Consider the following 22,780-nt stretch of genomic DNA (forward strand, 5'->3'; position numbering starts at 1 on the left):
CCGGTGATGAACAGCCAATCGAACCAGCAGGGGATGGCGATCATCAGTGCGCTGTTGATTGCGGCGGTGGTCGCGGTGATTGCGGCGGGGATGTTGACCCGGCAGAGTGTTTCGACTCGTGCGCTGGAGGCGGATCAGCAGCGGGTGCAGGGGCGCTGGTTGTTGCACGGTGGTCTTGAGATCAGCCGACAATTGCTTTGGGATGCGCGGCAGCGTGATCCGTTGACCCGGCTCGATCAGCCGTGGGCGCAGCGCTTGAATGCGCACGGTTTCGAGGGGCGGCTGGAGGATGAGCAGGGCAAGTTCAACCTGCGCAATCTGGTGGCCAACGAGCGCGTCGATGAGGCGCAGGTGCAAGCGTTTCAGCGGCTGTGCGCGTTGATCGGCATCAGCGCCGGGTTGAGTCAGCGCATCAGTCAACGGGTGATCGGCTCTTATCCGTACCTGTTGAACCCGCAGATTGCCGAAAACACCGCGAGCAAAAACGCCTTTGACAGTGGCCGTGCCACGTCGCCGAATGCTTCGCGCAAGCCACAGAATCCGAAGTTGCCGATGCTGCGCAGCGTTGATGATCTGCGCAGCGTCGAGGGTGTGAATGAGGCGGTCATCGGCAAACTGGCGCCGTATCTCACGGTAATTCCGGCGACCACCTGGCTCAACGGCAATACCGCCACCGCGCCGGTGTTGGCCGCGTATGTGCCGGGATTGTCGCTGGAGCGGGCGCAGGCGCTGATCAATGAGCGTGACGCCGGGCGCTGGTTCATCAACCGTGGCGATTTCGTCAACCGCTTGCGCATGCCCAATCTGGAGCTGACCAGCGTCAAGGTCGGCATCACCAGTGACTGGTTTCGTCTGCGCGGCGAGGCGCGGCGTGATCAGCGTCGGGTCAGTCTCGATGCGTTGCTGCACCGCAGCGAGGATCGTCTGCCGCAAGTGATCTGGTCGCGGGTGGGCGTATGAGTCAGTTGCGTGTGAGTTTGCCGCCATTGGCGCAGTTGAGTCTCGACAGTGAGCTGGACTGCGCGTGGCTGGACCGTCAGGGGCAGGTCATTCGTGAGCAGCGTCTGACCTTTACTCAACTGGGGCAGCTACCGAAGCAGCCAGCGCTGAGCGTTTTTCTGCACCCGTCGGACAGCCTGCTGGCGAGCATCGACCTGCCGCCATTGCCGGCGAACAAGACCGCAGCGGCGGTGCAATGCGCGGCGCAGGCCTTGATGCTCGGTGACTGCAATGACATGCACATCGCTCACAGTTCGCGGGATGAAGCGGGGCAGGTGCAGATCGCCTGGGCGCCGCGTCAACGCTTGCAGCATCTGGGGCAATTGCTGAAGCAGGCCGGGCTGAATTTGCGCGGTCTGTACCTGGCGGCGTACAGCTTGCCGGTGCTGCCGGGCACGGTGGCCTGTCGGCAGGACGGCCATTTGTTGCTGCGCGAAAGCGTGCAGGTGGCGCGGGTGCAGCCGCTGTTCGACGACGAGGTTGGCGATTGGCTGCTGAGCTGCGGCACACCGCTGCACTGGATCGGTTCGGCAGCGCCGACGGAAGCCGAATTGCCGATGGCCGAGGCACAGCGCTGGACCGGGCCATTGCCCGGTTGGGGCCTGCAGAGTGCGGTGCAACAGCAGCGCAGCGAGCATCGCGGTTGGGGCCGGGCGTTGGGGCTGTGCGCATTGGCGGTGGCGGTGTGGGTCATCGGCTTGAACCTGTATGCCGCTCGCGAAGCCAGTCAGGGCCAGCAGCTCAAGGCACAGATGGCGCTGCGGGTGAAGCAGGCCTTTCCCGAGTTGCCGGTGATCCTCAATCCGCTGCAGCAGGCCCGTCAGCAATTGGCGGCGCGGCAGAAGGGAGCGGCGGAGGACCCGGCGCAGCCGTTCAACCGGCTGGTGTTGCAGGCCGGCAGTGGCATGCCGTTCATGGCCGGCACGGTCGAGCGCCTGTCGTTTGTCGACGGCACTTTGCAGTTGAGTCTGCTGGCCGACGCCCGGCGCAACGCCAATGACAAGGACAAGGATTGGCAAGCCGCATTGGCCCAGGTCGGGATCAGTGCGACGGCTGACGATGAAGGCTGGCTGCTGCGCCCGAGCGACGAAGTCACCACCCCCGACGACAGCGCTGACGACAGCGGAGCAGAAGATGAATAAGGCATCGCTCGCGGTGTACCGCGCCCGTTGGCAGGGTTTCAGCGCGCAGCTTCAAGTGCGCTGGCAAGCGCTGGCCCTGCGCGAAAAACGCATGGTCGGCGGCATGGCGGTGGTGCTGCTGGCGCTGTTGGTGTGGGTCGCGCTGATCCAGCCGCCGCTGAAAAAAATCACTTATTGGCAAAGCGAAACACCGAAGTTGCGCGCGCAGACCGAAGCGCTGGAAGTGCTGTTGCGTGAGGTCAGTGTGCGTCCGCAGGGGCAAAACATCGAGCAGTCGCTTGAGCAAACGCTGCAGGCCAGCGGCCTGGCCGGGCACTTCCAGTTGCAAGCCGGGGAGGCCGACGCCTGGCTGCTGACGTTCGACGCGGCGCCGGCCGATGCAGTGCTCGACTGGCTGTTGAGCACCCCGGCACAGCTTTCTCTGCAAGTGGTCGAGGCCCGTCTGCAACGCGCCGACAACGCTTCGACCGAAGTCACTGCCGGCACATTGTCAGGCACCGTTCGCATGGATCAGGCGCTGGGCGCTAAGGAAGCTTCATGAAGGGGTCAGGATCCAAACCGGCGCGCATGGCGTTGCCGATGCTGCTGATGGCGTTGAGCGCGTGCAGCAACACCACCACGCCGCCGAACCAGCCGCCATTGCTGGTGGACAGCGAACTCGGCCGGCCACTGGCCAACACCCAGCGCAGCGGTGACGCGCTGCTCGACCGGCAACGCGCTCAGGCACAAACCGCGCCGCAACCACGGCAGATGCACAACATCACCGAACGCGCGCGAAGTGGCGGCGCCCCGCGCGGCAGCACACTGCCGAGCAATCCGCTGGGCGATCAACCGGTGACGCTGAATTTTGTCGATGCCGATATTCAAGCGGTAGTGCGCGCTTTGTCGCGTTCCACCGGCCAGCAGTTTCTGGTCGACCCTCGGGTCAAGGGCAGCCTGACGCTGGTCTCGGAAGGTCAGGTGCCGGCACGCCAGGCTTATGACATGTTGCTCGCGGCGTTGCGCATGCAGGGTTTCAGCGTGGTCGATGTCGGCGGCGTCGCCCAGGTGGTGCCGGAGGCCGATGCGAAACTGCTCGGCGGGCCGATCTACAGCCCGGACAAACCGGCTGGGAACGGCATGCTGACGCGTACCTTTCGCCTGCAATACGAGAACGCGGTGAACCTGATTCCGGTGCTGCGCCCGATCGTGTCGCCGAACAATCCGATCAATGCCTACCCCGGCAACAACACCATCGTCGTCACCGATTACGCCGAGAACCTCACGCGCGTCGCCCAGTTGATCCAGACCATCGACACCCCGAGCGCGATCGACACCGACGTGGTGCAGATCCAGAACGGCATCGCCGCCGACATCGCGCCGATGGTTGCCGATCTGCTCGACGCGCCGGGCAACGATCCGACGCAGAAAATCGCGGTGATCGGCGACCCGCGTTCCAACACCATCATCATCCGCGCCGGCAGCCCCGAGCGCACCGAACTGGCGCGCAACCTGATCTACAAGCTCGACAACGCCCAGAGCAATCCAAGCAACCTGCACGTGGTTTATCTGCGTAACGCGCAAGCGGCGAAACTGGCGCAGGCCTTGCGCGGGCTGCTGACTGGCGAGAGCGACAGCGGCACCAGTGACAGTGCGCGCTCGGTGCTCAGTGCCATGGGCAGCAACGGCAACAACAATGGCGGTTCGAGTGCGCAGAGTGGTACGCAAGGCAGTGGCAACACCTCGACCACGTCGAGCACTGGCAGCACCGGCGGCAGTTATGCGCAGGGCAGCAGTTCGACCGGCAGCGGCGGCAATCAGGCCAGCGAGCAGAACGTTGCGTTCAGCGCGGGCGGGGTGACGATTCAGGCTGATGCGACCACCAACACTTTGCTGATTTCCGCGCCGGAGCCGTTGTATCGCAACCTGCGCGAGGTCATCGATTTGCTCGACCAGCGCCGTGCGCAAGTGGTGATCGAGAGCCTGATCGTTGAGGTCGGTGAGGACGATGCCAGCGAATTCGGCGTGCAGTGGCAGACCGGCAATCTCGGCGGTAAAGGCGTGATCGGTGGGGCGAACCTCGGTGGATCAGGGATCAATCTCAACGGCAAGACCAGCCTCGATGTGCTGCCCCAGGGTTTGAACCTCGGCTACGTCAACGGCACCGTCGATATCCCCGGCATCGGCAAGATTCTCGACCTGAAAGTGCTGGCCCGGGCGCTGAAGAGCAAGGGCGGCACGAATGTGCTGTCGACGCCGAACCTGCTGACCCTCGATAACGAAGCGGCGAGCATTTTTGTCGGCCAGACCATTCCGTTTGTCAGCGGCAGCTATGTCACCGGGGGCGGGGGGACGAGCAACAACCCGTTCCAGACCGTTACGCGGGAAGAGGTGGGGTTGAAGCTGAATGTGCGGCCGCAGATTTCCGAGGGCGGGACGGTCAAGCTTGATATCTATCAGGAAGTCAGCAGCATCGACGAACGCGCGTCGGCCAGTGCGGCGTCGGCGGGGATCGTGACTAACAAACGTGCGATTGATACCAGCATCCTGCTCGACGACGGCCAGATCATGGTCCTCGGCGGCTTGCTGCAGGACGGCTACAGCCAGAGCAACGAAGCGGTGCCATGGCTGGGGACGCTGCCGGGGATCGGTGCACTGTTTCGCAACGAACGCCGGGCGATCACCAAGACCAACCTGATGGTATTCCTGCGCCCGTACATCATCCGCGACAGCGAAGCGGGGCGCAGCATCACCCTCAACCGCTACGACTTCATGCGCCGCGCCCAGGGCGGCCTGCAACCGGAACGCAGCTGGGCAATGCCGGACATGCAGGCGCCGCAGTTGCCGACGGCGGCGCAGGGGGTGCCGGCGGTGGTGCCGGGGACGGGACCGAGGGCGACGATCAAGGCTGTGCCGATTGAAGGGAGCACGCGCTTTTGAACAGCATGATGACTGTGGCGAGGGAGCTTGCTCCCGCTCGGGTGCGAAGCGCCCGCAAGTCCGACATGCAAGGTGTGTCTGCGGGAATGGGGTTGCAGGGTTTGGGTCTGCTGCGCAGCCCAGCGGGAGCAAGCTCCCTCGCCACAGGAATGGGGAACGACACCGAACCTGTAGGAGCTGCCGAAGGCTGCGATCTTTTGCTTTGGCTTTTTTCAATGTCGCTGAAGATCAAGATCAAAAGATCGCAGCCTGCGGCAGCTCCTACGCTTTTGAAACCGACCCTCAATCTGAGAAGTAACCCTGTGGCGAGGGGATTTATCCCCGATGGGCAGCGAAGCGGCCCCAAAACCTATGCACGCGGTCAGTCAGATGTATTCGGATGTCAGGTTTCGGGGCTGCTGCGCAGCCCATCGGGGATAAATCCCCTCACCACAAGAACCCCGCTCTCTATAAGAAATCCCCTCACCACAGGAACACCTCCAGGCAGAGAGATTGGGGAGGTTTTGAGATGAGTTCGCTTCCCTGCGCCTGGGCCAAGGCCATGAACTCGGCCCGCAAGCTGAAAAACATTCCTGTGGCGAGGGAGCTTGCTCCCGCTGGGCTGCGCAGCAGACCCAAAACCTGCTACCTCATTCTTCCAGATACACCTTGCATGCCGGATTTACGGGGGCTTCGCCCCCGAGCGGGAGCAAGCTCCCTCGCCACAAAAACATGTTCAGACCCGAGAGTTGGGGAGGTTTTGAGATGAGTTCACTTCCCTACGCCTGGGCCAAGGCCCAGCGCATTCTGTTGTGCGACGGTGTGCTGACCGTGTGTCCATCGACGCCGGGCTGGTCGATCAGTGAGGTGCGGCGCCAGTTCGGTGAAACGTCGCTCAAGCGCGTGCGCGACGACGAACTCGATGGCCTGCTCGCCACGGCCTACGCCGACACCGGCAGCGCCGCCGCTGTGGTTGGCGCAGCAGAAAACGAAGTCGACCTCGACCGCCTGATGCAGGACATGCCGGAAATCACCGACCTGCTCGACACTCAGGACGGTGCGCCGGTAATCCGCATGATCAACGCCTTGCTTACCCAGGCCGCGCGGGATGAAGCCAGCGACATTCACATCGAACCCTTCGAAACCCATTCGGTGGTGCGCTACCGGGTCGACGGCACCCTGCGCGACGTGGTTTCGCCGCGCAAGGCACTGCACGGTGCGCTGGTGTCGCGGATCAAGATCATGGCCCAACTCGACATCGCCGAAAAACGCCTGCCGCAGGACGGTCGTATCGCGCTGCGCGTGGCTGGGCGACCGATCGACATTCGCGTGTCGACCGTGCCCACCGGGCATGGCGAGCGGGTGGTGATGCGTTTGCTCGACAAGCAGGCCGGGCGCCTGCATCTGGAAACGTTGGGCATGGATGCAAACGTTCTGGCAAAACTCGATCACCTGATTCGCCAGCCCCACGGCATCGTACTGGTCACCGGCCCCACCGGCAGCGGCAAGACCACCAGCCTCTATGCGGCGCTGGCGCGACTGGATGCCAGCACCAGCAACATCCTCACCGTCGAAGACCCGGTGGAATACGACCTGCCGGGGATCAGCCAGATTCAGGTCAACGCCAAGATCGACATGACCTTCGCCCTGGCATTGCGAGCGATTCTGCGGCAAGACCCGGACATCATCATGATCGGCGAAATCCGCGACCTGGAAACCGCACAAATCGCCGTGCAGGCGTCGCTCACCGGGCACCTGGTGCTGGCGACGCTGCACACCAACGACGCGGTGTCGGCGGTCAACCGCTTGATCGACATGGGCGTCGAGCCGTTTCTGCTCGCTTCGTCGATGCTCGGCGTTCTGGCCCAGCGGCTGGTGCGGCGCCTTTGCAAAGAGTGCAAACAGGAAGATTCAGCAGCGCCGGGCACCTGGCGCCCGGTGGGCTGCGCCGCCTGCAATCACACCGGCTACAGCGGTCGCACCGGCATCCACGAATTGTTCTGCATCGACGACGACATCCGCACCCTGATTCACCAAGGGGCAGGGGAGCAGGCTTTGCGTGCGGCGGCGGCCAAGGCCGGGATGTTCAGCCTGCGCGAGGACGGCGAGCGCTGGATTCGCAGCGGCGCCACCGCCCCTGAAGAAATCCTCCGTGTCACTCGGGACGCCTGATGAATCGCTATCGTTTTGAAGCCGCCGACGCTACCGGCAAGATCGAGTCCGGGCACCTGGAAGCGGACAGCCAAGGTGCTGCCTTCGGCGTGTTGCGCAGCCGTGGTTTGACCGCGTTGTCGGTGCACAAGGAAAGCAACGTCGCCCAGCATGGCGGCGGTGGTCTGTTCAGTGCGCGTATGTCGGATAACGATCTGGCCTGGGCCACGCGACAACTGGCGAGCCTGCTCGGCGCCAGTCTGCCGCTGGAAGCAGCGCTCAGCGCGACGGTGGAGCAGGCCGAGAAAAAACACATCGCCCACACCCTCAGTGCGGTACGCGCCGATGTGCGCAGCGGCATGCGTCTGGCGGAATCGCTGGCCGCGCGGCCACGGGATTTTCCGGAGATCTACCGCGCGTTGATCGCTGCCGGCGAGGAGTCCGGCGATCTGGCGCAAGTCATGGAGCGGCTGGCGGATTACATCGAGGAGCGCAACAACCTGCGCGGCAAGATCCTCACCGCGTTTATCTATCCCGGTGTGGTCGGGCTGGTGTCGATCGGCATTGTGATTTTCCTGCTCAGTTACGTGGTGCCGCAGGTGGTCAGCGCGTTTTCCCAGGCGCGGCAGGATCTGCCGGGACTGACCTTGGCGATGCTGACGGCCAGTGATTTCATTCGGGCGTGGGGCTGGTTGTGTGCAGCGGTGATCGCTGGTGCTTTCTGGAGCTGGCGCCTGTATTTGCGTAATCCGGCGGCACGGTTGAGTTGGCATCATCGGGTGCTGAAGTTGCCGCTGATCGGGCGTTTCGTGTTGGGCCTGAACACCGCACGATTTGCCTCGACCCTGGCGATTCTCGGCGGTGCCGGGGTGCCGTTGTTGCGGGCGCTGGAGGCGGCGCGGCAGACGTTATCCAATGATCGACTCAGCCTGAGCGTCAGCGACGCCACGGCCAAGGTTCGCGAAGGCGTGAACCTCGCGGCGGCGTTGCGGGTGGAGAACGTGTTTCCGCCGGTGCTGATTCACCTGATCGCCAGCGGCGAGAAAACCGGCGCACTGCCGCCGATGCTCGAGCGGGCGGCGCAAACGCTGTCGCGGGATATCGAACGGCGGGCGATGGGCATGACCGCGTTGCTCGAACCGCTGATGATCGTGGTGATGGGCGGGGTGGTGCTGGTGATTGTGATGGCGGTGTTGTTGCCGATCATTGAGATCAACCAGTTGGTGCAGTAGCTGCGATTGATGTTGTCTGCCCGGGCCCCATCGCTGGCAAGCCGGCTCCCACAGGGGGCAGTGTTGTTAATGCGATCTGTGTCACAACATCAATACCTGTGGGAGCTGGCTTGCCAGCGATAGGGCCATGCAGAACAACAAATAATTCAGACTTTTTTCCAAGGCTTCAGCATCACCCGAGTCAGGTTTCCCCCATCCTCGGGTTCTCCTTTCTGTCATCTGCAACCACCCCGCAACGGCTGCAGCCAATTTCAGCCAAACCCACGATCCAGACCCCTCGCCATCCCCCGCAAACACCCGAGAAAACCCGCTGAAAAACCCTACGCAGCTCCCGAGGTTTTTTCCTTTATCTGTCACCGGAAACTGCGAATTTCTCAGTGCGACTTAACCACGGACCCCGCTTGCGAAGGTCAGCGGTGAGTCTTCCCAGTGTCATGCAAGACCCCTGAAAACCTGTGTTCACACCCATCGTTGAAAAGGAGATTCTTCATGTTCAAGCGCACTCTGATCGCCGCTTCCCTGACCGTCGCCGCCCTGGCTTCCGCTCAAGCCATGGCCGTTACCGGTGGTGGCGCCACTCTGCCAGCCGCTCTGTACAAAGGTTCGGCCGACAGCATCCTGCCAGCCAACTTCAGCTACGCCGCCGTGGGCAGCGGGGCCGGCAAGATTGCTTTCCTGACCAACAACCCGGCCGGCTTCAGCACCACCGGCACCGTGCATTTCGCCGGTAGCGATTCGATCCTCAGCGCTTCGGAAATCAGCACCTACAACACCACCTACGGCGCTTCGTACGGCCCGCTGATTCAACTGCCTTCGGTGGCCACTTCGGTTGCCATCCCGTACAAAAAAGCCGGCCAGACCGCTCTGAACCTGACCAGCGCTCAGCTGTGCGACGCTTTCTCCGGTGCCAAAACCACGTGGGGCCAGTTGCTCGGCACGACCGACACCACGCCGATTCGCGTTGTTTACCGCAACGTTTCCAGCGGCACTTCGGAAATCCTCAGCCGTCACTTGAACTCGGTTTGCCCGACTCAGTTCGCTACCAACTCGACCTTCACCAACGCGCGTCTGCCAGCCGGTTCGGCGCTGCCGTCGAACTGGGTTGGCGTCGCCAACACGTCCGATGTCGCCACTACTGTGAACGCGGTTGACGGCTCGATCGGTTATGTCGGTCCGGACGGTGTCGACGCTACCAGCAACGCTGTTGTTGCTCGCGTCAACGGTGTTCAGCCAACTTCGCTCAACGTCACCCTGGCACTGTCGTCGGTGTCGGCTCCTTCGACCCCGGCCCAGGCTGCAAACCCTGCCAACTGGTCGCCAGTGGTGGCTAACCCGGCTTCGGGTTACAAGCTGGCTGCCTACACCAACTTCATTTTCGGTCAGTGCTACAAGGATGCAACCGTGGCCGCAGCCGTCAAAGCCTTCCTGACTCAGCACTACAGCAATCCGGGCAACAACACTGCGACTCAGGCCCACAAGTTCGTCGCCGTGCCTAACGCCTGGAAAACCGCTGTAACCGCCAACTTCATCACCAACACCTCGGGCAACAACCTGGACATCAACAACGCCAGCGTCTGCAACGCTATCGGTCGTCCTTTGTAAGCTCGCGCGGTCGTAACAGCGATGACGGCGACCTTCGGGTTGCCGTCATTTTTTTTGGCTCGGATACACGCCCAACATGAAGTTTGTGTGACATCCGTTCGGTCGCGCCTTCCGCCAACTGCCTATGTCGTAACAGCAGGTATTTGCGCGCCTGCGGCCATATGTGGCAATCAAAAAAGGATCTCGTAGTGATGCTCGCTCGCCCATCCCGTCGTCGTACCCACGTTCAGTCCTTCCAGCGTGATGCCGTGGAGCCGACGCTGTGGCTGCTCAAGCCATTGGCGCACGCGGTGGCGTTGTGTCTGGTGGCGGGCAGTGCGCAGGCGCAAACGGCGTTCAGTTCGAGCTGGTTTGCCGCCAAGGGGGCAGCGCAGCAGGCCGCAGCGGCGCGTCCGAGCGTTGGCGGGTTGCCGGGGATGATACCGCCATTGGCCCAACAGCAAAAAGCCAATGCGCAGTTGCAGCGTTCGATCCAGACCCTGAACAACACGGTTGCCGCGATTGCCGCACAACAGGCGGCGCAGGCGGCCGGACGCGCTGCTGCGTTGGGCACGGTGCAGTTCGTGCCGGACGGCCTGGGCGAGGGTGGCTTGAAGGTCGACAACAGCCTGACTCAAGGCTGGCAGAACGCGAAGGGCCCGCAGCAGACCCAGGTCGATGGCAAAACCACAGTGACAATCGAGCAGACCGCCGACAAGGCCATTCTCAACTGGGAAACCTTCAACGTCGGTCGCAATACCACGGTCGATTTCGCCCAGCAGTCGAACTGGGCAGTGCTTAACCGGGTCAACGACCCGAATGCCCGGGCCAGCCAGATCCAGGGCCAGATCAAGGGCGACGGCACGGTGATGCTGATCAACCGCAATGGCATCGTGTTCAGCGGCAGCAGTCAGGTCAACGTGCGCAACCTGGTGGCGGCAGCGGCGAATATCACCGATATCCAGTTCCGCGATCGGGGCCTGTATTTCGACAGCACCGGCACCCAGCCGACCTTCACCGATGCCGTCGGCAAGGTGCTGGTGGAACGCGGTGCCTCCATCGACACCCACAAGCCGGCATCGTCTACCGCTGCCGGTGGTTATGCCTTGCTGCTCGGCAATGAAGTGCAGAATGACGGCAGCATCAGCACCGCCAAGGGCCAGACCGTGCTCGCCGCCGGTGACCGTTTCTATATCCGCAAGGGCTCGGGCACCGAGGGCAATGCGCTGTCCACCACCTTCGGCAACGAAGTCATCCCCGGTTTCAAGGCCAGTGCCGTGGCGGGAAAAGTCACTAACAACGGCTTGATCCAGTCCGCCACCGGCGACATCACCCTGACCGGTCATGAGGTGGTGCAGAACGGTGTATTGCTCGCCAGCACGTCAGTGGCAACGCGTGGCACGATTCACCTGACCAACCCGAACACCGACAGCAGCGGCAGCGTCACGCTGGGGCAGGGCAGTGCCACGGCCATCATGCTCGACAGCAGTGACCTGACCGCCCTCGACAGCCAGCATCAGGCCGCGCTGACGGGCGTCACGGCCAATAACCGGATCCGTAGCGACCAGTCACGCGTCGAGATTCAGAGCGGCGGCAGTGTCGAGTTCCAGAACGGCTCGATCACCCTGGCCACCGGCGGCCAGGTCGCGGTCAGCGCACAGCGCCGCAGCCTGGTGCGCGACGGCGCGATGATCGATGTGTCCGGTGCCCTCGGCGTCAAAGTGGCGATGGAAAACAACAGCATCAAGATCAACGTGCAAGGCAACGAGCAGCGCGATGCCTCGGTCAACCGCGAGAAAGGCGCGCTCAACAGCAATGACATCTGGGTCGATGTGCGCGATCTGGTGTATGTGCCGGCCGGCACCAACGGCTACGCCACGGATCGCTGGTACACGGCGGGCGGTTTGCTCGAAGTCGGCGGTTACCTCGGCACCCAAGGGCACAGCGTTGGCGAATGGATGGCTCAGGGGGGCACGGTGAGTTTTGCCGGCAACGACGTGGTCACGGAAAAAGGCTCGTTGATCAACCTGTCCGGCGGCACCCTGGATGTGCAGAGCGGCGAGATCCGCCAGAGCTGGCTGCGTGGCGCCGACGGCAAGCTGTATGAAGTGTCGCGCGCGCCGGGGGATCTGCTCTACACCGGCCTGTACAAAGGCTATGAAGACAGCAGCGAACGCTGGGGCCAGACCCGTTATTACTACAGCCCGCTGATTGCCCCGCGCTCGCGTTTCGAGTCGGGTTACACCGTGGGCCGCGATGCCGGGCAACTGGTGATCGCCACGGCCAACGCCGTGCTTGACGGGCAGATGATCGGCGATGTGTACCAGGGCGAGCGGCAGAATCAGGCGCCGAAACCGGTGCTCGACGGCTACCAGCAGAGCCAGACCGCGCTGGCCCGGCGTGCGCAGTTGATCGTCGGCAGTTACGACCCGACCTTTGTCGCGGCGTCGAATGGCCTGCTCTACACCCTCGATCCATTGCTCGATCAGGTGCAAATCGGTGGCGCGCGCCCGGTGGCCGGAAATGATCCGGACCTCACCGGCGCGGTGTCCGATACCCGCAAGGGCAAGCTGTATCTCGATAACGATCAGCTCAACGGGTTCCGCCTCGGTGCGCTCAAGGTTTCGGCCAAGGATCAGATCGCCGTTGACGGTGCGCTTACGGTCGATAGCGGTGGCGACATCACCCTGTACGCCCCGGATGTTCAGATCGGCGCCGACCTGACTGCTCGCGGTGGCAGCCTGCGTCTGGGCAACGTACTCAATCAGTTCAATGGTGGCGCAAACACCGACACTCGCCTGGCGGCCAAAGCCGAAAAAACCACGCAAACCCGCATCGCCGAGGGCGTGCATCTCGACACCCGGGGGCTGTGGAGCAACCTGCGCACCAACCCGGACGATAACGCCAGCGTCGCGTATCTGAACGGTGGCCTGATATCGATCCGCAGCAGCGGCGATATCGACGTCGCTGCCGGCAGCCTGCTCGACGTTTCTTCCGGTGGCGCCATGCTCGCCAATGGCAAGACCCGGGGCGGCAAGGGCGGTGATCTGACGCTGGAGTCGAGCGCTATTTCCGCGCCGGGCACATCGCATCTGAACCTCGATGGCGAACTGCGCGGTTATGGCGTCACGGGCGGCGGCACCTTGACGGTGCAGGCCAACAGGATTCTCGTCGGCCAGACGGATAAAGCCCTGGCAGACAACACCCTGCAACTGTCCACCGACCTGTTCAGCAAGGGGTTCTCCGCTTACAACCTGATCGGTCTCAGCGGGCTCGACGTTGCCGAAGGCGCTGCGATTGATGTGACCCTGCCGGTGTACCGTTTCGGTGATGCGGCACCCAATCAGGTCAGTGGCGTCGATCCGCGCACGGCACTGGAGCTGTGGACACCGACGCTGTTCCAGGAAAACCCGACCAAGGGCGTGCTGACCCAACGTGCCGGTGCCAGCCTGACCCTGCAAGGTGGCGCCACGCTGGTCGGGCTGATCGACGCGGCCGACAGCCCCCTGACCCTGGGCCGTGGCTCGCGCATCAGCGTCGACCCGGGACAGAGCATCAAGCTGCGCGGTGCCGGGCAGATCACTGTCGACGGTGAACTGAATGCCTGGGGCGGCACGATCGATATTCGTCAGCAACAATTCGGCTCGATCCAGCCGGCCACTTCGATTCAAACGGCTGATCCGAGCGCACATGACCGCTCGATCTGGATCGGCGAGCAGGCCGTGCTGGATGTCGCCGGGCGTGCCAATACGGCGACCGACACTCTGGGCCGCACTTACGGTCAGGTCGGCAAGGGCGGCAGCATCATCATCGGCGGCGAGATCGATGCGAAACTGGCAACCGCCACGGCTGCCGATGCCTACGTGATTGTGCGTCCGGGCGCGCGGCTGGATGCCTCGGGCACCGAGGCCGTTCTGGATATCGCCGGTCAAGGCCCGACGCGTATCGCAACGGACGGCGGGCGCATCAGTTTGAGTTCCTATAACGGTCTTTTCGTTGAAGGCAACTTGCGTGCGGCGGCGGGTGGCGTCGGCGCGGCCGGTGGTCGTCTGGAACTGGCGCTGGAGACGCCGTTGTATTCCGATTCGGCGAGCAACGCGGTGCGGGCACCGAGGGAAATGATCATTGGCCAAGCGGCAGAAAACGAGCTGCTGCCCGCGAACCTGCAACCCGGCGAAGGCGCCGATGGCTTGCGTTACGGTCAAGCCCGTCTGAGTGCCGATGGCTTGATGACGGGCGGTTTCGACAATCTCAGCCTGCTGAGCAACGGTCTGTTGTCGTTTGACGGTGACGTCAATCTGCGCATGAATCAGAGCCTCAGTCTCTTCGCCGCAGCTCTGTCTCTCGCCGAGAATTCCAAAGGCTCGGCACGGGTTGATTTGAGTGCTCCATACCTGCATCTGTCAGGGGTGGGCACCTACTTCGCCGGCTTCAACATGATGCGTCCACGGTTGCTCCCTGGCCCGACGGCCCGATCGTCCGATGCAACGTTCAATGCCTCCGCGAATTTGTTGGACGTGGGCAATGGCCTGTCCTTCGGGACTCAGGGTTCGATCCTGCAACGGCAGGCGCCGGCCGTTGAATACAGCCGTCGGGCTTTCGGTCTGGTGAGCCTCGACAGCAGCGGCGACCTGCGCTTCCTCGCGCCGAATGATGGTGCGGAGAAAACCAGGCTGTGGACGCCGGGCGACTTGAACCTCGGTGCGGCGCAGATCTATCCCGCCACCGGCATTCAGGCTGAGGTGCGTGCCGGTTATCAGGGCGCCGTCCCGGTTTCCGAACACACCTTGCGGATCAGCGGCCACGGCGCGGCACCGACTGCGGTGCCGTACTCGGCATTCGGAAAGCTGATTTTTTCCGCCGCGTACATCGAACAGGGCGGTGTCTTGCGTGCACCGCTGGGCAAGATCGTATTGGGTGACGATTTGCTCAGCACCACTCACGAGGTTCGTCTCCTGCCGGGCAGTCTGACTTCGGTCAGCGGTGCCGGCCTGGTCATGCCATACGGTGGCACCACGGACGGTATCGACTATCGCTATAACGGCAAATCCGTGGTGCTCGACGGCATCTCCGGCGAAACATCAGGCGTGTCGATCGGCACGCAGTTCGCCGATGTGCAAAGCGGTGCGGTCATCGACCTGTCCGGCGGTGGCGATCTGCGTGGCGCCGGTTTCGTGTCCGGTCGCGGGGGTTCCACCGATGCACGTTTCAACCCGCTGGTGCGCACTGCGACTGACGGCACCTTCAGCCTGCCGGGGCTGGCGAGCAACCCGGTGTATGCCATCGTGCCCGGCAACCAGAGCAGCTACGCGCCGATGCTGGCCGAAGCGGGTGCGGGCGATCCGCGCATTGGCCAGCAGATCACTATTGGCGCCGGTGTGCCGGGGTTGGCGGCGGGTACTTATACACTGTTGCCGTCAACGTTTGCCCTGATGCCTGGTGCGTTCCGGGTTGAGGTAAACGGTCAGGCAGCACCCGGCGTGACAACGGGGGCGTTGCCACTGCGCAATGGTTCATGGACCAGCAGCGGGCAGCTGTCGATTGCCAATACCGGCCTGCGTGACAGCCTGGCCAGTCAGTTGATTCTCACGTCAGCCGATGTGTTGCGTCGTTACTCGCAGTACAACGAAACCGGTTTCTCTCAATTCATCCAGAGCGACGCCGCCCGGCGCGGTGTGCCGCGTGCGCTGGCACCCATGGACGGCAAGACACTGGATCTGCGCCTGGCCTCCGGCGGCAAGCAAGACATCGCTTTGCAGTTCAACGGGCGCACGCTGTTCGAGGCTGCCGAGGGCGGCATGGCCGGCACAGCGGTGGTACGTGGCGGCAACGCCGGGAGCAGCTTCGAGATACTGGGTGCGGGCCGTGCATCGACACTGGGTTTCAACGGTGTGTCGCTGTACGCCGACACGCTCAACAGCCTCAACGCGGGGCGGCTGACCATCGGTGCGATGCCGAATGTCTTGTACAACACGACCGCTAACATCATCGGCTTCCTGGGCGCGAGTGAAAGTATTGTCTTGCGTGAAGGGGCGATTCTGTCTGCGCCGCAGGTTTTGCTGCGTACCACGTCAACGCTTGGCGGCATCACGGTCGAGGCGGGAGGCGGGATCAATACGCTGGGGCGTGGCAACGTGGCCTACGACTCGCTGGCCGGTTACGTTTATGAGCCGAAAGGTTCCAGCCTGTTGGTCGTTTCCAACGGCTGGACCAATGTGCTGGCGCCGGAAGCGGCCAGCGGCATCAGCGGCGCGGGCAGCATCCGGATCGGCACTTGCGCAGCGAGTGCGTGCAACAATCCGGCCCTGCTGTATTCGAACGGCAGCATCACTGCCGCCACGGATAACCAGTTCGAACTCGGTGAAGCGGTGCGTTTCGGCACCCGTCATCTGGCACTGTCGGTCGGCTCGGTCAATGCCGGCAGCGCCGAGGCGCTGGCGGCGGCGGGCAGCCGCGTGCCCGCCGGCCTGACGCTGAACCAGAACGTACTCGACCGCTTGCTGCGCGGTGATACGCAGTTTGCCGCACCGGCTCTGGAAACCCTGAGCCTGACCACTCGCGACGCCTTCAATTTCTTCGGCAGCGTCAGCCTCGACACGATCGATCCACAGACCGGCCAGAGCAAACTGCAGAACCTGGTGCTGGTCACCCCGGCGATCTACGGTCTGGGCGATGCCAACGATGTGGCGAGCATTCGTACTGCCAACCTGATCTGGAACGGCGCGACGCAAAGCGCCGGCAGCGTCATTACCGGTGGCGCCGGTACGGGCAGCGGTACGCTGGACATTCAGGCCCAGCGGATCGAGCTGGGTTACGGCCCGATGCCTCAGGCCAGCGGCCTGGATCAGAACAATCGCCTGGCGCTGGGTTTCGCCAACGTCAACCTCAGCGCCAGCGAGCGCATCACCGCCAATCACAAGGGCAGCCTGGCGGTGTATCAGGAACAGGGCGCCTACGATCCGCTCAAGGGTTACAGCTACAGCGGCGGCAATCTGAACCTGCGCACGCCGTTGCTCACCGGTGAGGCGGCATCGGTCAGCCTGCTCAAGGTCGGCAACAGCCTGACGCTCAGCGGCGCCGCGGCTACCGGGGTGGCGAATGCTTTGGGTGCGGAGTTGAATCTTGAAGCCCGCGATGTCGTGCTCGACAGCCGTATCGCCTTGGCCAGCGGCAAGCTGACCGTCAAGTCCGAGAACGATTTGACGCTGGGCACTAGTGCCGTGCTGGACATGGCCGGGCGGACCTTGCCGTTCAACGATGTCAGCAAATACAGCTGGGGCGGCGACGTATTGCTGTACAGCGCCAACGGCAATATCCTTCAGGCTGCGGGCTCGCGGATCAATCTGTCGGCGAACAACAATCAGGCCGGTAACCTCAGCGTCGTCGCGCTGGCCGATGCGGCCGGGATGGTCGATCTGCAAGGCGAGATTGTCGGCGGCAGCAGCGGTTATTACGACGCCGGCGGCACCTTGGTGCCGTACAAGGCCGGTGGCGTGGACATTCGCGCGCAGCGCCTGGGTGGTGACGCCTCTGAGCAGTTTGCCGCACTCAACCAGCGCTTGAACGCAGGTCAGGTTTACGGCAGCCGCAGCTTGCAGCTCAAGCAAGGCAACCTGGTGATCGGCGACGGCCTCAAGGCCGGTGAGGTCAATGTGTCGGTGGACAATGGCAGCCTGACGGTGGCTGGTCTGATTGATGCCAGCGGCGAGCGTGTCGGCAGCATTCGTCTGTCGGCGAAAAATGGTCTGACCCTGGCGGGCAACAGCGTACTCGATGCCCATGGTCGCGTACTGCGGGTCGACAGCTACGGCAAGATCATCGATGCGCCGAACCGCGCCACGGTCGAACTGAATTCCGGCGATGGCTTGCTCACGCTGGGCAGCGGCGCGCGCATCGACCTGCGCCACGGCACCGATGCCGTGCCCGGTTTCCTCGCCGGGCAACACGATGGAATGCTGCGCGGCACGCTGGAGCTGAACGCGCCGCGTCTGGGCAGCAATGACATCGCCATCGACGCCAGCGGTGCGTTGACCATTCAGGGTGCACGCTCCATCGGCCTCAACGGTTTGCGCCGCTACACCGATGCCCGCGAGGGTGTCGATCAGGCAGTCAGTGGCCGGCCGTATCAGGTGATTGATCAGGCCATGCTTGAACGCATTCACGGCGACAGCAGCAACTTTATCAACGCCGCACTGGGCAACAACGATCTGCTGCAACGCAAGCTCTCCGGGTTGAACAACGCCACCTACGCCGATGCTTTCCATCTGCGCCCGGGTGTGGAGATCGCCAGCAAGACGGCTGACGGTGATCTGGTGGTGGAGGGCGATCTGGATTTGTCCGGTTACCGCTACGCCAGTCTCAATCCGCACACACAGTTGAACCCCTCTGTATATGGTTCCGGCGAAGCGGGCAGCCTGGTGATTCGTGCCGGTGGCAACCTCGATATTTACGGCAGCATCAACGACGGCTTCGCGCCGCCACCGGAAACCCAGGACGATGCCGGCTGGAAACTGATTGCCGGTGTGCAGCCGTTCGGTGGCGATCTGATCGTGCCGGGCAGTGGGGTGACACTGGCCGAGGGCACGCAGTTTCCGGTGGGCGCGACACTCAATTACGACGTGACGATCCAGGGTGCAAGACTGGCCAGTGGCACGTTGCTGCCGACCCAGGCGGTACTGGGCGAGGCGTACACGTTAAGCGCCGGTACTGTGCTGGCGGGGGCTATCCATGATGCCAGCGGAAATCTGTTGTATGCGGCGGGAACGTTGCTCAGCGAAAGTGTGACGTTGCCGGCGAACACTCGCCTGGGTGCCGGTATCCGCCTGAACAAGGCGACGAGCCTGCAGGCCATGACCTGGCCCGGGGGCGTGCCGCTGCCAGGGGTTTTCGACCTCGATCTTTTAACGGTTTCCGGTGTGAAGCTGAGCAGCTCGCTGGCCTTGCTGCGCGGCTCGCTGATTCCTTCGATGACGGATGTAAAGCTTGCCGATGGCACTTCGCTGATCGAACTGCGTCCGTTCACGGGTGAACAGCAAGGCAAGAACTGGGCGGTGGCGAGCATGCTGCCATCTGGCAGTGCGTCGTGGTCGATGCGCGTGGTAGCGGGTGCGGATATTGATTCAGCCGACAGCCGTGTCGTGAAACCGGTGACCCGCGAGGGTGATCTGCGGCTGGCCGATACTCATTACGGTGTGAAGGTGACGACATCGGCCGGGCGAATGGTCTGGGCGGCGGGTAACCAATATGGCTTCCCCGAGTTTGAACCCGTCCCCGATGACGCTCTGGTTGCTTGCACTATCGAGCCGAGCGATTGTGCCCCCATGGCTCGCTGGGTCTGGGCGCCAGGCAGTGGAGCGGGCCCGGATTACGAGCCGGTTCCCGAGGAGGCTCAATTTATTTGTGATCTGCAGCCAGAGCTGTGCATCGGCAACAATCCCGGAAAAACCGCTAAAGCTCATACGCAGATGTTCAGTGTCCTGCGCACCGGTACTGGCGATCTCGATCTGATGGCTGCCGGCAACCTGAGCATGGATTCGCCTTTCGGCGTGTACACCGCCGGTACACAGTCATCGAATGTCGACCCGTTGTATAACCAGAAACGCGGGCATCTCTCGGACAATAACTCGGTGTTGGGCACCGCCGGCGCCGATTATGAAAAGTGGGTCAACGGCGGCAGCGACAGCCTCTATCAGGCCTGGTATCCGCAGATGGGGGGCAACCTGACAATCAATGCCGGCGGGTCGGTGTCGGGTGACTCGGTGGGCACGAAAGCGCAATCGGAAGCGGCTGGGTTCCGCGAGCAGATGGCCAGTGTAGCAGTGGGCAACTGGCTGTGGCGCCAAGGCACCGGTAGCCCGGATGTGCCCACGGCGTGGTGGATCAACTTCGGCAGTTACGCCACCCAAATGATCTCGGATCGTGTGATTAATACTGAACCGTACCTGGTGGGGTTCACCGGTTTCGGCACCTTGGGCGGGGGCAATATCAGCCTGCGGACTGGTGGTGATGCCGGCATGCTCAAACCGATGGGCGATGCCGTTCACTATCCGCGCGGGCAGGGGCTGATCGTCGCAGTCGGCAGCACCGGTCGAGTCGCCAGCGATGGCAGCGTGCAGATGACCGGTGGTGGTGACATGGATATTCGTATCGGCGGCACGCTCAACCCGTCGCTGCAAGCGCGGGCCGGAGAAACCGGTATCGGCAAACCGGTCCATGATCTGCAAGGTGCGCTGATCAACCTGCGCGGTGCGGCACAAATGACGGGTGGAGCACTGGGTGGCATCAACCTGCAGTACGGCGCCGGCACCGTGGTTAATGATCTTCGGGAAACCCGGGCACTTGATCCGTTTACCTCGACCACCGGTAGCGCTTCCGGAGGCGTGGTACTGATTCCGGGTGACTCGGGCATGAGCCTGAGCAGCCGCGGTGATCTGGTGTTGGGCGGTGCAGCGGATCCTGGGCGAGTCAGTCTGATGAACGCCAGCCCGATCATGGCGGCCGACGCAAGCGTTCAGCAGGGCGGCACCCTGAGTGGCTTCTCATTGTGGACGGATCACACCGCAATCGATCTGTTCTCGGCTGGCGGGAACTTGACGCCGGGCACACAGATATCCGAGTTCAGTACCAGCAACGGCCTGATCACGGGACGCAATACCTCGCCTACCGATGGCCGGTTTGTCTACCCGTCGATTCTGCGCGCGGTGGCGGGGCAGGGGTCCATCTATGCAGGGCCGTCCGCGACGTTCACTGGCGTGGATATCTACCCGCTGCAAGGTTACTCACTGCTCCTGGCACCGTCGAAGTCGGGACAGCTTGAACTGTTGGCAGGTGACTCTATCTACGCCGGTGGCTATGCGATCAACCAGTCGGGAGCCAGCCCGATGGCCATTACCACGCCGCTCAACCCGGCGTTCAACACGTATACCACCAACAGCAACACCAGCAAGCCAGTGCGCACCAACTACAGCGACGATGGTGTGGCACCTGAGGGCAACGTGCGATATCCGCTGTTTGCCTTTGGTCCCAACAGCTACTCGGGATTGAACGACGTACAGGGGCCGGCGCGATTCTATGCGCTGACGGGGGATCTGGTGGGCATTCGCAGTGGCGAAACGTTGAGCTTTTCCACTTCCGGACGCACCTGGTACGAAGCGGCGGGGCCTGTGTGGATGATCGCCGGACGCGACATCGTTGCTTCCGGCACTACCCTGGGGCAGCCTGCGGCCGTGCCGACAGTGGAAATGAGTAGCGGCAAGGAGAACATTTTTTCCACCGGCAACCTCTTCGTCCACAATGACCAGCGAGATGTATCGCGGGTGTCGGCGGGTCGCGATATTCTCTACAGCAGCTTCGATATCGCCGGCCCTGGCACGCTGGACATCAATGCCGGGCGCAACATCCTGATGGAAAACCGCGCCAGCATCACCAGTCTCGGCTCGATAGTGGCCGGGGATTTGCGGCCTGGCGCCAGCGTGGTATTGCAGGCGGGCGTGGGCGCGCAGGGGCCGGATTACACAAGGTTCATCGCCCGTTACCTGAGCCCGCAGAACCTTGCCAATCCGAGTGCCTCTCTCAACAGCCAGCCGGGCAAAGTGGTCAAGACCTACCTCGACGAGTTGCAGAGCTGGCTGACCCTCGGCTACGGCTTCAGCGGCAACGCAGAGCAGGCACAGGCGTTCTACGCCGCGCTGCCAAGCGCCGAGCAGGCGATCTTTGCCCGCCAGGTGTACTTCGCCGAACTGCGTGCGGGCGGCCTGGAGTACAACGACGTCGATGGCCCGCGTCAAGGCAGCTATCTGCGTGGTCGCAATGCCATCGCGGCGCTGTTCCCGACCACCGATGTGGCCGGCAACCCGATCCGCTACGACGGCGACATCACGCTCTACGGTGGTGCCGGGGTCAAGACCCTGTTCGGTGGCGACATCCAGATGCTCACGCCGGGCGGCGGTCAGGTGTTCGGCATCGAAGGCGCAGCACCACCGTCCACGGCGGGGATCATTACGCAGGGTTCGGGCAACATTCAGCTCTACTCGCAGGGCAGCATTCTGCTGGGGCAGAGCCGGATCATGACCACCTTCGGCGGCTCGATCCTCGGCTGGTCGGCCGAGGGCGACATCAACGCCGGTCGCGGCTCGAAAACCACCGTGGTCTACACCCCACCGAAACGCGTGTACGACACTTGGGGCAACGTGACCCTGTCGCCTTCGGTGCCGAGCACCGGTGCGGGTATCGCCACCCTCAACCCGATTGCCGAAGTGGCGCCAGGCGACATCGACCTGATCGCGCCGCTGGGCACCATCGATGCGGGCGAGGCGGGGATTCGCGTCTCGGGCAACGTCAACATCGCCGCGCTGACCGTGGTCAACGCCGCCAACATCGCCGTGCAGGGTAAAACCAATGGCGTACCGGTGGTGGCGGCGGTGAACACCGGTGCGATCACCTCGGCCAGTTCGGCGGCGTCTTCGGCAACCCAGGCCGCTGAAGACGTGGCGCGTCAGCAGCAAGCAGCAACGCGGCAGAACCAGGCGTCGGTGTTCTCCGTGCAGGTGTTGAGTTTCGGCAACGAACAACTGGTGCCGAGCCGTGATGGTGCCAGTCGTGCGCCTACGCCGGGGTATAACCCGAACAGCCCGGTGCAGGTGCTGGGTGCGGGGGCGCTGGATGAACAGGCGAAACAGCAGCTGACCGAGGAGGAACGGGGGCAGCTGACGTTGTAAAGGACTCTCGTGTAGTACTTTGGGCGGCCGGTGGGTCGCCCTTTTTTTGAGTGGAAGGGGG

8 protein-coding genes are annotated in these 22,780 nt (G+C 63.1%); all 8 read left to right on the top strand.

Annotated elements, in window-relative coordinates; genetic code table 11:
* The first annotated feature begins 6 nt into the window (after positions 1 to 6).
* On the top strand, positions 7 to 960 hold the full coding sequence (gene gspK / locus ABV589_RS26610) for a type II secretion system minor pseudopilin GspK (RefSeq protein ID WP_367084296.1): 954 nt from the start codon (positions 7 to 9) through the stop codon (positions 958 to 960).
* Complete coding sequence (gene gspL / locus ABV589_RS26615) at positions 957 to 2,141, top strand: type II secretion system protein GspL (RefSeq protein WP_367084297.1); 1,185 nt, start codon at positions 957 to 959, stop codon at positions 2,139 to 2,141. Before gspK ends, gspL begins: the two co-directional genes overlap by 4 nt.
* A complete protein-coding gene (gspM, locus tag ABV589_RS26620; RefSeq protein WP_367084298.1) occupies positions 2,134 to 2,682 on the top strand; it encodes a type II secretion system protein GspM in 549 nt (182 codons plus the stop codon). Before gspL ends, gspM begins: the two co-directional genes overlap by 8 nt.
* Positions 2,679 to 5,060: a type II secretion system secretin GspD gene (gspD, locus tag ABV589_RS26625; protein ID WP_367084299.1), complete on the top strand. Its 2,382-nt coding sequence runs from the start codon at positions 2,679 to 2,681 to the stop codon at positions 5,058 to 5,060. The genes gspM and gspD overlap by 4 nt, the downstream gene beginning before the upstream one ends.
* Before the next feature lie 744 nt (positions 5,061 to 5,804).
* Complete coding sequence (gene gspE / locus ABV589_RS26630; RefSeq protein ID WP_027613650.1) at positions 5,805 to 7,211, top strand: type II secretion system ATPase GspE; 1,407 nt, start codon at positions 5,805 to 5,807, stop codon at positions 7,209 to 7,211.
* On the top strand, positions 7,211 to 8,422 hold the full coding sequence (gspF, locus tag ABV589_RS26635; RefSeq protein ID WP_108590403.1) for a type II secretion system inner membrane protein GspF: 1,212 nt from the start codon (positions 7,211 to 7,213) through the stop codon (positions 8,420 to 8,422). The genes gspE and gspF overlap by 1 nt, the downstream gene beginning before the upstream one ends.
* A 489-nt stretch (positions 8,423 to 8,911) precedes the next feature.
* Complete coding sequence (locus tag ABV589_RS26640; protein ID WP_367084300.1) at positions 8,912 to 10,024, top strand: substrate-binding domain-containing protein; 1,113 nt, start codon at positions 8,912 to 8,914, stop codon at positions 10,022 to 10,024.
* Between the two features lie 191 nt (positions 10,025 to 10,215).
* Positions 10,216 to 22,719 carry a filamentous hemagglutinin family protein gene (locus ABV589_RS26645; RefSeq protein ID WP_367084301.1) on the top strand — a complete coding sequence of 4,168 codons (12,504 nt, stop codon included), beginning with the start codon at positions 10,216 to 10,218 and terminating at the stop codon, positions 22,717 to 22,719.
* The last annotated feature ends 61 nt before the right edge of the window (positions 22,720 to 22,780 follow it).

Origin of the sequence: Pseudomonas sp. HOU2 (assembly GCF_040729435.1) — a bacterium.
Taxonomy (GTDB): Bacteria; Pseudomonadota; Gammaproteobacteria; order Pseudomonadales; family Pseudomonadaceae; genus Aquipseudomonas.